A 13,541-nucleotide genomic window follows, 5' to 3' on the forward strand; every position below is an offset into this window, starting at 1 on the left:
AGAACTACCACTTAATTCTCAAATTATTGAGAATCCACTGGTTTTAACAGGTTTTCTGACCATACATCTGCTCACTCGCTTCCCTCCAGAGCGAACCACGCCTGCATTTGATACGAACAGTTACACTGAGACGAACCATCGGGAACCAGCACCAGACCGCCGGCGGGGATCGCGTTGATGTAACAGCCCAGGCGGATGCCACCAAAGTTTTCGACGCCGGCTTTACGGGTCAGATCCAAATAACCGAGTGTCGCCGAGCGAAAGACCATCATGTGTTTACTGGCGGAAATCTGTCCGCAGCCGTAGGAGCGGTCGAATTGGAAATCGATGGGTTTGCCGGTTTTTAAATTCCAGGCACCCCCCTGGGCATAGATCTTGTCGCCGTTGATGACAGGGTGCGACTGATACTCGGCTTTGATATCCCAGATCCGCTTGCCGGTCTTCGCATCGATGGCCGCCATGCGCCCGCCAACTTCAGAGGGGAGCTGGAAAAAATTATGCCGGATTCCCTGATAAAACATCAGCAGGATCTCGTGGTCTTCGGAAAGCGCCAGCTGTGTCCCGAAAATTTCCTGATCGTCGTGCCAGAGATCCATGCCGGTCTTGGCCTGGAACGCTTTCAGTTTTCCTTTGCGCAACGCGTCTTCCGGAGACGGGGGATTGGGGCGGCCGTTCCGCCGTGCTTCTTTAATGTGGTCGGCTTTGGCAATCTCACGGTCGACCAGATACACGCTGTTATTGCCAATCGTAATCGCGTTGTTGCGGATCGAATATTCCGGCTGATAGGTCCAGAGTAGAGTACCCGTATTTGCATCCATCGCAAAAAACAGCACCGATTCATTTCGCAGCTTCAGTCCTTTGTAACGGGGGCTGGTATAATGCGCGTCGTTACTCACAGAGCCATATACCACGCCGTCATGATAACCGAGATACCCCCAGTTCTGATTCGGATCGTCGCGGCTGACGGGCGTGGACAGCTTCCGTACCAGTTTGCCGGTTTTCAAATTGATCTGGTGACAAACGTCGTCTTTGCTGACAAAGACATCATCGCCGCCCAGGCAAAAGTTGCTGCCGACTTCCGCGGTGCTGAGATCATGGTGAATGCCATTCATATCGGTGAGATTGTTTTTGAGTCTGTATTTCCAGAGCGTATGCCCGTTGTAAGCATCCAGCCCACATAAACCATGCAGACCGCCGACCACCATCACGCCCCGATTCACCAGCGGCGCGGGACCCTGACCGTGACGATTGGGAATCTGGAAATCCATGTCTCGATACCAGTACATTTTGAGCGGCCCTTTGACGATTTCATCATCCGAGTTCACGGTGTTTGTTGAATTTGAATACTGGTGCGTCCAACTTCCGGCCCCTTGCAGGTCGGCTTTGGTTTCCACCTGCATTTTCCTGACCGGTCCCCTGCAAAACTGACCGCCATAAGGACGCTGGATGCGTCGGGCTTCGCTTAAAAGTTGCGGGGTCATATCCCGGTAGAGTGAAGCAGAGCAGATCACCAGGTTCGCAAAGTGTTTGGAATAGGGAAGCTGCTCTGAATCAGCGACATGCACGACAACCCGTGAACCATATAAACCTGCATCATGTAGAAATTGACGCGCAGTAGCGGCATGTTCCGCGTCTTTCATGACGACATATATCTGGAAAGTCGAAATCCGGGCCAGCGCGGCTGCGAGGTACGCATCGTCCGCATTCAGATCGATGCAGATTCCGGATTTGACATCGGTTTTGTCGCAGATTTCTTGTGCGGCAGTGGAATAAATCTGCCTGACGGAAAACGGCATCTCCCTGAAGGGACGTTTTCCAGTCTTCTTGTGATTGGGTTCAGCATTCGCAAAGCAGCTGATGACGCCCTGATCGGTGCTGACGACGAGGCAATCATCGGAGGCCGCCAGGCCGCGGACAGTCCCTTTGATATCATGCGACCACCAGGAGTTGGCCTGCGCTTTATAATCGACGCCGGTCACTTTGTTGTGAGAGCCGCAGTACGCGTCGTTGCCGGCGATGATCAGATCGGTGATTTCATAATCCAGCGGGATCAGGCGTTTTTCCTTGAGCTGTCTGACGGTAATCGGTTGCCCTTTCCGGTCGCGGGCAGTTGTGTCCGACCATTCGCTGTAAATCAGAGACTGACCGCTGCCTCGTAGAATTCCTTTCGGCGTGGCGACCATCGGGCCGGTTCCCGTTTGTTGTGTCAGGTTGCCGTTTGTCTGATCGTAGAGACAACCGGCATTACAGAAAAACTGATCTGCCAGTACCACATCGGCACCGCCGCGCTGCTGATTTTTCTGCAGGTGATAATATTGAAACTTCCCGGTCGCCCGTTCGAAAGCCGCGGGAACTGCGCGTCCGGTGGGCATGAAAATCTGGTCTTCGCTGGCAGCCAGATAACCCTGAGAAGAGACGCCGCTTTTCGCACTCGCGCCGCCATGGGGTTGATTCATCAGCATTTGACCGGAATTCTGATTGTCCCAGATCACGTCGCCCGTTGCAGCATCGAGGGCATAAAGGTAAACGCCATCCGAAGGCCAGACGCCTGCGGCGAAATAGACCTGATCGCCGACCACTGCCGGGCCGCCTCTTGCGGGCCAGTGTGAGATGAGCCGGTCGTTGCCCATGATGAATTTGCGTTGCGGTCCCCCCTGTTTTTTCCAGAGCAGGGAACCATCTTTGATGGCCAGCGCGTACAGACAGCCATCATCGCTGGCGACAAACACGCGGTCTTTCCAGGCCGCCGGTGCAAAACGGATCGGCCCTTCGGTGAAGAATTTCCATTTCAGTTCTCCCGTTTTCAGATCCAGGGCATAAAGCTGGTCATCAGCCGAACTGCCGAACAGCACCGTCTGATCGACAATGATGGGCTGAAAAACTTCATCAAACTTGATGCGGGTGTGAGTCGGCCAGGCGGGAGCGGGAGCGTGTTTTGTCCGAAACGTCCACTGCAGTTCCATGCGGTTGGGCAGGGGGGCTTCGGTGTATCCACTGCGGGCAGCGTCTCCCCGAAATTGCGGCCAGTCTGCTGACGCAGGTGTTGAGAAAGCACAACTGATGATCAGGAATGCGAATGAAGACAGGAGTTTCATGGAGCGCCTCGGAAGGTCAGTTTTTTCGGACAGGAATACGAATCAGAATTTGTTGATCTGTTATGTTAATCCATGTATGCGGGCTTGTCACCGATAACAGTCAAAAAACAGCTGTTGGAAGTTCATCCCCCCTCACTGCCAATAGCCCAACGGCCCTGATGTGCAGGGAAAAACGCCCACACAAAGTTCGGCATAATACCTGCGCATCACATACTCACTTTTTAGAAAGGACTCCAAAACGACCCACCCGGCATCACGCTGCGCGCGGGCAATAAAGGGTCATCACTCACATCACCATTCGACTGTAGAACTGAATATTCCACATTGGTAGCGACACATTTCCGCACTCCCGCTGCATAAAATGAACTTGACCCCGCCACGCCGCCGGCGATAAGCGTTGTTTTGGGTCGCGCGCGTGCCCAGTTTACAGTGCACTGAAACACGGGCCACTTGTTCGCAGTCATCACTATAAAACAGCCCCTTTTTTCCAGATAAGCAGTTCGCAGAACAGCACCTGTTCCGAATGTATGCCTGCGGGTCGCCACACTTCGCAGTCTTTCACCCCGGAACCGCCACTGCTCACACCAGCATCGTCCCTGTATCAACGCAGATCGCCACCCGATTCGGTTCATCCCCCCTTGACGCCCCCGCGCCTCTACAGAAAATAGTTCACCATGCAACGGTATCACAGTCACCAGACACCCCGGATAGAAAAGCAGATTGAACACTACAACAACGAACATAACTCAACGTCCTCTCATGCCGGTGGCACAGCTCGCTTGCCTGACGCTGCCCGAAAAACCAGTTCCCGCTCCTGATGCAGGGGTAAGCCCGAATATAATTCGGGCCGAGCGCAGCGAGCAGGAGGTCGCAGCTACCACGCACCACCCGGAACCGGGATTCCTATATCCATTCGGCACAGCCTCACAAGCCAGATCGTGGCTCACGGTTCCCTGACGTGATTCACCACAAATTATAAAGATCGGCTCCCACCCCCCGCAGATGAAAATCCTGCACCACTGGAAGTTCAAAAGGTGTCATTACTATTCACCGTAGAACATTCCAGATTAGCCGCAGAGCGTTAGCTCCGGTTGTCTCCCGATCTGCAGAAACCGCGGCTAACGCCTAATGGCACTTACTTTAAATTAAGCTGGTTACCCCAGCCGTTTGGCATGGGATTTGCGCAGGATTCTATTCTTGAAAATAGACTGCCAATTTGCCAGGAGTAATCACGCTGTGAAACAATCACCGGAACAGATTCTTGAATTCGATCGTGCCTTCGAACAACTTAAAGATTTGGTGGACTTACGCCAAGCCGATCAGCTGCATCCCAGGCGACCCAATGCAATCTATACCGCCTGTGTTGTGCTGTGGATGCTGATTTTTCAACGCCTCAAACCAGATGCCTCACTCGAAGCGGCGGTGAAGCATCTGATTGAAAATCAACCTGACTACCTTCCTGAAAACAAACGATTAAGCCAGGGTACACTCTCGTCCAACAGTGCAGCATACAGCCGGGCTCGCAGCGAACTGCCGTTGGATGTTGTGAAATGGTTTTCCAATGAAATCACTCGTGCCATCGTCGGGCAATCTGAAACCCTGCTGGACGGTCGTCAAATATTTTTACTCGATGGAACCACGATCACATTAGCACCGGAAAAAGAATTACAAACGAAATTTCCGCCCGCCTCAAATCAGCACGGTGAAAGTGTCTGGCCTGTTGTCAATCTGACCGTTTTTCACGAACTCAGTAGTGGATGTGCCTTGCTGCCACAGCTGGGGGCCATGTATGGACCTGAAGCGGTTTCCGAAACGGAACTTGCCCGAAATGGCATGCACTGCCTGCCAGACGAATCGATCATCATGGCTGATGCAGGATTTGGGATCTTTGGCGTTGCTTACCAGGCACAACTCCTGGGGCATGATTTTTTTCTACGCATGAAGAAGTTAAACTTTGAGTCACTTCGAGCCAAAGCAAAACTCGTATCGCAAAGCCCAAAACATAAGACCTACCAACACCAGTGGACTCCGACCCCCAAAAACCGTAAAACACAACCCGGGCTCCCCAGGGACGCTTCGCTGGCTGTTGTTTTGCACGAAATCATCGTCAATGAAACCTTGACGCTGTATTGCGTTACCAGCCTGCCGCAAGACGCTGCCACCCTGGGCAACCTCTACAATCAAAGGGTCAATGTCGAAGTTGATATTCGTAACTTGAAGGTCGTATTGGACACCGAGAACATTCGCGCCAAGAAGGTAGACACGTTTTTGAAAGAGCTGTATACGTCAGTGGTCGCCTACAATTTAGTTGGTCAATTCCGCAGACAGGCGGCTGAACTGAATCAGGTTGCTCCGCGGCGGATGAGCTTTAAGCGAACCTGGACAACATTCCAAACGTTCCTGTTGAAGCACCTGCACACTGAGCCAGAATCATGGCGTGAATCCTTCGAGCGAGCACTGTTCTACGCGACCAAAGATAAACTACCCAATCGCGCTGCCAGCCGAAGCGTAAAAAGAGAATGCTACGCCAAACGTTCAAAGAGAGACCATTTCGAAAAAAGAAAAAAGCCCCCAGAGAAATTGAAACACACTGATCTAAAGTAAGTGCCATTAGGCTAACGCCGTACGGCTCATGTGAAAGAAAGGGTGCCCCCGGATGCAATCCGGGGTTGTCGCAGACAACAGGAAACTGTCAGTGAAATCGTACAAGCAGTTTCCAGATCACCAACCTGCCCAGCCATAGGAACGGAACCCACGTGTCCGTCTGACACGGTTCGCACCAGTATCACACCACAACGAGAACCGATGAACCTCTCGAAATCGATTTTTCTACCACGAAAAGACACGAAACCACACGAAAGTAAAGATGGGTAGTGGCTATAAAAATAAACCATAAAGCGTTCCCCATTAGCCGCAGAGCGTTAGCTCCGGTTGTCTCCCGATCTGCAGTAACCGCGGCTAACGCCGTACGGCTCATGCGAAAGAAAGGGTAGCCCCGGATGCAATCCGGGGTTGTCGCAGACAACAGGAAACTGTCAGTGAAATCGTACAATTCAGAACAACGTATCCCACCTGTTCATCATACAGCGCCCCATGTGTCCGCCTGCCTGGTGAGTATCGCCCTGGTATCACACACAATGGGAACAGCATGAAACATCTCAATCAGATTTTTCTACCACGAAAAACACGAAACCACACGAAAATAAAAGTGGGTGGTGGCTATAAAAATAAACCATAAAGCGTTCCCCATTGGCCGCAGAGCGTCAGCTCCGGTTGTCCCCCGATCTGCAGAAACTGCGTCTCACGCTGTACGGCTCATGTGAAAGAAAGGGTGCCCCCGGATGCAATCCGGAGCGAGCAGGAGGTCGCAACTGTTACGTTCAATCCAAAGCAGGGCAGCAACTATACTCGGCACGGCCAGACGAAATCACAGAAACCGCGGCTAGCTGAATAAAAGGGGGGCAGGACTATTAAAAAGAGTCCTGGTATCTCGGGTACGAGCGGCATTGGACCAGGCTTACAGAATTGATGTGGCTGGTTATATTGATAAGAGCTCATCCCTGATGGCCATCAGGGATGAGCTGCGACTTTGTAGATCGTCGAGTCCTGGGTGCTGATAGACACCGTGGGTCAGTTGGATCGCAGAGCCGCATCGTTTTCAACCCGAACAGTCGCTAGAGCCACTCAGGTGAGCTCGTATTTTACTAGGATGGGACACACGATGAAAGACTCCTCTTCAATTTCTGTGGTTGGCATTGATGTTTCTAAAGATTCACTGACCCCTTAAAATGTTCCCCGGAAATGCGCAGGTTCTTGAGATCGCGAATTGCCCCCCCATAGCCGCGAATCCGGGACCTGGTTTCCAGATCGTCACCGGCACCTTCCGGCATGAAGCCGCCCAGACACTGGATATCTCAGTTGAGGATGAATTAAAACCGATCGGCACCACGCCGAACCATCCGATCTGGAGTGCCGACCGACAAGCCTTCGTCCGAGCCGACAGCCTGACAGTGGGAGAGCGTTTACAAACCTTAAACGGCACCACAGTCATTACCAGCATCACAGCCCGCGGCCCCCCGGAGCCGGTGTATAACCTCGAAGTTCAGGTTAAACACACCTACTTCGTTGCCGATTCTGGTGTGCTGGTTCATAATGGAAAGACCTGCAACTTACCTGTGATTGATTCAAGTTTCACACCTAAGCCAACGACTCTAGGCCGTGTGGGTGAGACGCTAGCGGGAATTGGTGGAAGAAAGACCAAGATTTCAATCAATGGCCAAAATCGAATACCAGATAGTTTGACCGCAACAAAATTGACGGAAGTTAAAAATGTTGCCAAGTTAAGTTATACTCGTCAATTAAGAGACTTTTCGGATTATGCTAAAACTAACGGACTGAGATATGAGCTATTCGTTAGAGGATCAACAAAACTATCGTCGACATTGCTGGAGAAAATCCGTAAAGGTGAGATCATATTAAAGTACATCCCGGGGATACAATGAAAAAGAAACCAATGTCTGCAAAAGAGTTGATGGATGAACTGGAGAAAGACCCTGAGTATCAACTCAGGATGCAGAAAAAAGAAAAGGAGAGTGCCATTCGCGAACAAGAGCTTGCTGAAGATGAGAGGGAGCTCATCCAAGAGTGTCATGCCGTGGGGATCACAATTAACTCTGTGTGGGACTTTGTCAATACTTCAGTCAGTTATGCCTCGGCGATTCCCATTCTAGCTAGACATCTGGAAAAGAACCATCACCCTTGGACAATTCAGGGAATTGTAAGAGCATTAACAACACCAGAATCTCGTGGAGTTGCGTTTTCCGCACTGGTCAAAATATTTCGCGATACTTCTGATGCAGACTCTGAGCTTAAATGGTTATTAGGAGATGCCATTGCGCAGGCAGCTATGCCGACAGATATTGAAGAAATTATTGAATTAGCAGAAGATCCCGATCATGGACGTGGACGGTCATTTCTGCCGCTGGGGCTGTTGTCCGCTCCCATTGAACAGGTACTTCCTGTTTTGGAACGCTGGTCGGAAGATCCGATACTTTCAGAGTGTTCACTTGAAGTTTTAGAACAACTGAACAAGAGTGAATAGGCGCATTGAATCGCTGATCTGTTTTGCGTCGCCGTTGAAGGCAAATCCAAACCGATCGGCACCACGCCGAACCACCCGATCTGGAGCGTGGACCGGGAAGCCTTCATCCGGGCCGACAGTCTCTCCGTGGGCGAACAACTGCAGACCTTAAATGGCATCGCCCGCGTCACCAGTATCACCCCCCGCGGCCCGCCGGAACCGGTTTACAATCTCGAAGTCCAGGTTAAACACACCTACTTCGTTGCCGATTCTGGTGTGCTGGTTCATAATGGCGGCCTATGTCCCAAGGCTCAATTAAAGGCAAATCGGGCCGCTGGAAAAGCAGGTGAGAAATTTTTGGAGGATACATATGGAGGTGTATCTCAAGTCTACAGAAAAACTTCATCAGGTGGTCGATACATTGATAATTTGGCTGATGGTGTAGCTCGAGAGTCAAAAGTAGGAAGAACTTCTGCTAGTAAATTTGTCCGCACTCAAGTAGCGAAAGATGTTGAATTGTTGAGCACACCAAATAATGGAATAGATAAGATCGAATGGCACTTTTTTCGTAGCAAGACTGGAAAAATTGGTCCTACGGGACCTCTTGAAAAACTTCTTGAACTTTCCGGTATAACGATCAATTACTGATGATGGAATCTGGTATGAAAGAATATCCCTTGTTTGTCCCCCCGCTTGAACTGTGTCAAAAAAATGCTCGAGACTGGACCCTACAAGAAGCCAGACAATACAGAGACTGGCTGTTAGCTTCAATTGATGAACGAGTTTCTTTTTTGTTGAAATTTCTGAATGTACCTGAAACGAAAAATCAAGACGTTGAAGAAATTATGAGTGCAGCAGGTAAAAAAGCAGCTCAATACCTTCAACAAAAAGAATTCTCAGAATGTGACACTGAAAAAAAGAAACTGACTGACAGAGGTTATGCCCTGGCTGCAGATATGGGGTTACTGTTGGCAAAATTATTATTAAAGGAGAGCAGGCACAAAATCCGCTGGAGTGTTTTGAGACGCCCCAAGAGCGAGATTTCATATAACCTGCCAGTGCTGGAAGGATTTAAGTTGAATCCCCTTGAACCGATAGGAGGTTCTATCGCTGAAGCATACGGTATTCTTCGTGAGAGAAAAGATGGAAACATTTGGAGAGATAGCTATACCTACTGGCTTGATCAGATTCCATCTGATTGAATCAGTAATATAACCTTAATTTCGTACTTGGCTTCATTTCTGAGATGTCTCATATGGCACATGAAGTATCTCAGAACTAAAAGTGCCGGTTTGGGTTATTTCTCTCATAAAACATGCCATAAGTCTGATAATCCTGCCCTCCGCTGGGGGGGCTTCGTCAGCGACACTCTGGTTGTCGTTCCCGAGGAACTGCAGTTTGAACCGGAATTGGCTGGTCTGCTGCCAGATGCATCTTCAAAAACGGAGTGGGATCTTTCTAGCGAAAAAAGGGGGTCAGGACTATAAAAAAAGAGTCCTGGTATCTCGGGTACGAGCGGCATTGGACCAGGCTTACAGAATTGATGTGGCTGGTTATATTGATAAGAGCTCATCCCTGATGGCCATCAGGGATGAGCTGCGACTTTGTAGATCGTCGAGTCCTGGGTGCTGATAGACACCGTGGGTCAGTTGGATCGCAGAGCCGCATCGTTTTCAACCCGAACAGTCGCTAGAGCCACTCAGGTGAGCTCGTATTTTACTAGGATGGGACACACGATGAAAGACTCCTCTTCAATTTCTGTGGTTGGCATTGATGTTTCTAAAGATTCACTCGATCTCTTCCATACGATTAATGGCCAGCAGCAGAAGATCGCTTATCAGCAGGATTCCCTCAAGCTGCTTGCCCGGCAGATCATCAAGCTCAACGCAACCGTCGTCATGGAAGCCACGGGTGGCTACGAAAAGAAACTGGTCAAATATTTACAGAGCCAGGGAATTGCATGTGCCGTGGTGAATCCGAAGCTGATTCGTGACTTTGCCAGAGCCTGTGGGAAGCTTGAGAAAAACGATGCCATCGACGCCAGGATCATCGCCTCTTTTGGACAGATGATGCAACCGAGGACGATGGGAAAAATCGATCGAAACAGGGAGAAACTCAAGTTGCTGGCAACTCGTCGAGAACAGGTTCAAAGTATGATTACCCAGGAATCCAATCGTCAGCAGCAAATTGAGGATCGGCAAATTCGGGCATTCATTCAACGGGCGATCCAACTCTATCAGAAACAGCTTAAAAAACTGGACAATGAAATGCTGAAGGTCATTGAAGCCGACCAGACCATGAAACAGAAGTCCGAAATCCTGCTCTCTGCGAAAGGTGTCGGCCCGGCAACAACCGCTAATCTGATTGCCGGGCTGCCTGAACTCGGGCAACTGAATCGGCAGCAGATCGCCAAGCTCGTCGGCCTGGCTCCTCTCGTTCGGGACAGTGGTAAATTCAAAGGGCAGCGCAGAACATATGCCGGCAGAAGCCAGATACGGCGGATCCTTTATATGGCGACCTTAGTAGCCACGCGCTGGAACAGTCGCATCAAAGCATTTTATCTGTCTTTATTGGAAAGAGGTAAACCGAAGAAACTGGCCATCACAGCCTGCATGAGAAAGTTTATCACCATCCTGAATTCGATGATGAAAAACAATCAGACGTGGGATCAAAATCTTCTTGCTTCTTGACATAATCCAAGACAGTCGCTGACCCCTTTAATCTTTCCTGTTTCACTGGAATCTACGCAGGCTCGGCTGATTGAATCTGCCAGCCGAAGTCGGTCAGGGCTCACTGTTTTTCTGCAACAGAGTCGCTAATGGGATTTCCTGGTAACGCAGTCCCCCCGGACCGTAATACACCAGGTGCAGCGAATCATTGCGAAAATCCATGCTGGCATAAGAGTAAGAGCCTTTGGGATCATCTTCGATTTTGGTCAGGTTCTCCCAGGTTTTTCCCTCATCATAGGAAAGACCGAGAGTCAGCGGCGTGCGTGGTCCCTGATGGTCGGCTCCGGGAACAACTGCATTGTTCCAGATCAGGATCAGCGGTGCGTTTTTTCCTGGTGCACGCTGCAGCAGCATGGGGGCTTCGGGATGTACAATGTCGGTTTTCTCAGCAGGACTCCAGGTTTCTCCCCCATCACTGCTGTAAGCGCGATACATGCGGGTGGTCTGCGTGCGGATGAGCATCAGAATACGCCCATCGTTGAGTTGTTCAATTTCAGGTTCCATTGCACCGCGCAGAGGACAATCCACTTCATTGGCTGATCGATGCCAGGTCTTGCCTTCGTCATCGGTGTAAAAACTGAAAGAGACAAAGTGTTCGTCTTTCTGCCAGGCACTGGGAGAACCAAAGGCAGCCAGCAGGATGCGTCCGGATTTCAATCGGATGGCTGCTGAGTTGACGGTGAAAATTAATCCCTTTTTGCCATGTGACAGTTGTTTGGGTTCGCTCCAGGTGTTTCCTTCATCAGTTGATTCTTTGAACCATAAATTGGCAAAGCGATTGCTGTCGATGCGGATGTAGGTCAGCAGGATTTTCCCACTGGTTGTTTTGACGAGACTGGCCGACATCACGTTCATCTTGCCAATATTTTCCTGAACGGTTTGCGGCTCCGACCAGGTTTTGCCACCATCGTCCGAATGAATTTCAACCAGCCGCGCGGGGTCATGGTCGTTGCCTGTGGCGCCGTACCATTGGGTGTAAACGACAAGTAGTCGCCCGTTGTCGAGCGTGAGCAAAGCACCTTCGCCATGTCGCGGCAGCTCTTTTGTGGCTTTGATCAGCAGGCGCGATTCAGCATGGCAATCATTGGGGTTAGCGGTCGATATCATAGCCAGAAACAGCAGGCTGAAACCAATTTGGCAGAGGGGCGGGATACGGAATAGCGATTTCATGGAGAGGCCTTTTTATTTGAGATTAAAATCATGCTGGACCGGGTCACTGTCCGGCGGAATGGTGAGTGGTTCAATCGTTGATTTCGTATTGAATTGTTCTGGCAGGTACTGTTTTCGGCTGGTGGAACTTCCTGTGGGTTGATCACCGGGCAGTCCCGCTTCTCCCTGGTAGGCATTGATCTCTACCTGGTACGTGCCCGGTTTGACTGCGGACCGATCGGTGAACTGATAATTGCCTGCGTTAATTTGTGTTGTTCTGACTGGTGCAGAGCTGCCTTTCTGGGGGACGAGTCGAATCACTCCTTCCTCAATGGGAGTTCCCTGGTAGGTGATGGTTCCACTCATGGGGGTGAGCGTCATTTCGTCGGTCGCTTGACCGCATCCAGTGAGTAAAAGCAGCCAGCTACAGAGGAAATTCAGTTTGCTCATTTTCTGGTACCTGTAAATTGTGTGGCGATGCAGTCGCTTGTGAAGCAGAAGCAGTCAAAGAGATTTAGAATTCGCCGATCACTTCACGACCGGCACGGGTTGTCAGGTCCTGCAGTGTTCCCAGATCAATATTTTCAGAAATGAAGCGGACGGCACCATCTCCCATCAGAAAATGACAGCCTCCTGTGTGATAGCTGCCGGGACCTGTAAAATCATCGCCGTTCCAGCTCCAGCTTGTGAGCAGGGGGAAATTGGCATTGATGCCGCTGCGAACGCCAATGCCACCACCGCCGTAGGCACCCCAGGTAAACAGTTCGTGTGTACCGGGTTTGTCGCCGACTGTTTCTGCAAACGCCAGGGTTGTACTGGAGCCATCCAGGATATCGCGAAAACGGGTTTTTGAATTGCGATAAAAGACACCATCTTTATTGAAGCCGACGGCGTCCTGTCCATCGCGTGCCGGGTTCCCGTCTCTGCCACTATGTGCTACCGGCTGATAGTGACTGCCCCAGGAGTCGTTGGGGCCGCCGGCTCCTGTCCAGTTCTGTCCTTCATCCTGTGGATTACTGGGGCAGAGAAACACGTTGATTTTGTTTTGGGTCACCGGAGAATTCGAAGCGTGATTAAAAGCCGCCAGAAAATTGAACTGATTGTAGACGTTCGTCTGGTCCAGAAATGGAAGCAGCATGGTGGAGCACATCTGGGAACCGAAGTTTTGCGGGGCAGAACTGGAGTTATCAGTAAAACTGCGACCAAAGGGGAACAAGCCGTGCGATTCATGGTAGTTGTGCAGCGCGAGGCCAATCTGTTTGAGATTGTTTTTGCAGGTACTGCGACGCGCTGATTCACGAGCCTGCTGTACTGCAGGCAGCAGCAAGGCAATCAGAATCGCGATGATGGCGATCACGACCAGTAATTCGATTAAAGTAAAGCCCCTGGTGGCAGTTTCTGTTTCTCGATGTCGTCTCATCATTTTTCGGTCTCCTGTAGAGATATAAAAATATGAATCCACAAAGGAATCGGCCTCTGTGTGAGAAT

The 13,541-nt window shown here is 50.6% G+C and carries 11 protein-coding genes; 6 read left to right on the plus strand and 5 right to left on the minus strand.

Going from position 1 to position 13,541, the window contains the following annotated elements; genetic code table 11:
• Positions 1-71: 71 nt before the first annotated feature.
• On the minus strand, positions 72-3,095 hold the full coding sequence (locus tag GmarT_RS07475) for an outer membrane protein assembly factor BamB family protein (RefSeq protein WP_002646030.1): 3,024 nt from the start codon (positions 3,093-3,095) through the stop codon (positions 72-74).
• A gap of 221 nt (positions 3,096-3,316) precedes the next feature.
• A complete protein-coding gene (locus GmarT_RS29705; RefSeq protein ID WP_044237498.1) occupies positions 3,317-3,559 on the minus strand; it encodes a hypothetical protein in 243 nt (80 codons plus the stop codon).
• A 772-nt stretch (positions 3,560-4,331) separates the two neighbouring features.
• Between GmarT_RS29705 and GmarT_RS07490 the strand changes: the two genes are divergently transcribed.
• The 6 genes from GmarT_RS07490 (at position 4,332) to GmarT_RS07515 (ending at position 10,865) form a co-directional block, all read left to right on the plus strand.
• Positions 4,332-5,699: an IS4 family transposase gene (locus GmarT_RS07490; RefSeq protein ID WP_002646599.1), complete on the plus strand. Its 1,368-nt coding sequence runs from the start codon at positions 4,332-4,334 to the stop codon at positions 5,697-5,699.
• A gap of 1,184 nt (positions 5,700-6,883) precedes the next feature.
• On the plus strand, positions 6,884-7,597 hold the full coding sequence (locus GmarT_RS07495) for a putative toxin (protein ID WP_002646027.1): 714 nt from the start codon (positions 6,884-6,886) through the stop codon (positions 7,595-7,597).
• Positions 7,594-8,196: a hypothetical protein gene (locus tag GmarT_RS07500; RefSeq protein WP_002646026.1), complete on the plus strand. Its 603-nt coding sequence runs from the start codon at positions 7,594-7,596 to the stop codon at positions 8,194-8,196. Before GmarT_RS07495 ends, GmarT_RS07500 begins: the two co-directional genes overlap by 4 nt.
• Before the next feature lie 18 nt (positions 8,197-8,214).
• The gene (locus GmarT_RS07505; protein ID WP_261337829.1) at positions 8,215-8,823 is read left to right on the plus strand and encodes a Hint domain-containing protein; all 609 of its coding nucleotides are present in this window, start codon (positions 8,215-8,217) and stop codon (positions 8,821-8,823) included.
• A gap of 14 nt (positions 8,824-8,837) precedes the next feature.
• The gene (locus GmarT_RS07510) at positions 8,838-9,377 is read left to right on the plus strand and encodes a hypothetical protein (RefSeq protein ID WP_044237496.1); all 540 of its coding nucleotides are present in this window, start codon (positions 8,838-8,840) and stop codon (positions 9,375-9,377) included.
• A 534-nt stretch (positions 9,378-9,911) separates the two neighbouring features.
• Complete coding sequence (locus GmarT_RS07515; protein WP_002643830.1) at positions 9,912-10,865, plus strand: IS110 family RNA-guided transposase; 954 nt, start codon at positions 9,912-9,914, stop codon at positions 10,863-10,865.
• Between the two features lie 93 nt (positions 10,866-10,958).
• On the opposite strand, the gene GmarT_RS07520 is transcribed toward GmarT_RS07515, so the two are convergent.
• The 3 genes from GmarT_RS07520 to GmarT_RS07530 form a co-directional block, all read right to left on the minus strand.
• Positions 10,959-12,074 (minus strand): sialidase family protein, encoded by a 1,116-nt coding sequence (locus GmarT_RS07520; protein WP_002646022.1) that lies wholly within the window; start codon positions 12,072-12,074, stop codon positions 10,959-10,961.
• Between the two features lie 12 nt (positions 12,075-12,086).
• Positions 12,087-12,503, minus strand: a complete 417-nt coding sequence (locus GmarT_RS07525; protein WP_002646021.1) for a hypothetical protein — start codon at positions 12,501-12,503, stop codon at positions 12,087-12,089.
• 64 nt (positions 12,504-12,567) lie between these two features.
• The gene (locus GmarT_RS07530) at positions 12,568-13,476 is read right to left on the minus strand and encodes a DUF1559 domain-containing protein (RefSeq protein ID WP_002646020.1); all 909 of its coding nucleotides are present in this window, start codon (positions 13,474-13,476) and stop codon (positions 12,568-12,570) included.
• Between the last annotated feature and the right edge of the window lie 65 nt (positions 13,477-13,541).

This window comes from Gimesia maris (assembly GCF_008298035.1).
GTDB classification, from domain to species: domain Bacteria; phylum Planctomycetota; class Planctomycetia; order Planctomycetales; family Planctomycetaceae; genus Gimesia; species Gimesia maris.

Coding starts and splice junctions, on each gene's coding strand:
- GmarT_RS07475 (WP_002646030.1), bottom strand. CDS start 3,095: ATGAAACTCCTGTCTTCATTCGCATTCCTGATCATCAGTTGTGCTTTC.
- GmarT_RS29705 (WP_044237498.1), bottom strand. CDS start 3,559: ATGACTGCGAACAAGTGGCCCGTGTTTCAGTGCACTGTAAACTGGGCA.
- GmarT_RS07495 (WP_002646027.1), top strand. CDS start 6,884: ATGTTCCCCGGAAATGCGCAGGTTCTTGAGATCGCGAATTGCCCCCCC.
- GmarT_RS07500 (WP_002646026.1), top strand. CDS start 7,594: ATGAAAAAGAAACCAATGTCTGCAAAAGAGTTGATGGATGAACTGGAG.
- GmarT_RS07510 (WP_044237496.1), top strand. CDS start 8,838: ATGAAAGAATATCCCTTGTTTGTCCCCCCGCTTGAACTGTGTCAAAAA.
- GmarT_RS07515 (WP_002643830.1), top strand. CDS start 9,912: ATGAAAGACTCCTCTTCAATTTCTGTGGTTGGCATTGATGTTTCTAAA.
- GmarT_RS07520 (WP_002646022.1), bottom strand. CDS start 12,074: ATGAAATCGCTATTCCGTATCCCGCCCCTCTGCCAAATTGGTTTCAGC.
- GmarT_RS07525 (WP_002646021.1), bottom strand. CDS start 12,503: ATGAGCAAACTGAATTTCCTCTGTAGCTGGCTGCTTTTACTCACTGGA.
- GmarT_RS07530 (WP_002646020.1), bottom strand. CDS start 13,476: ATGATGAGACGACATCGAGAAACAGAAACTGCCACCAGGGGCTTTACT.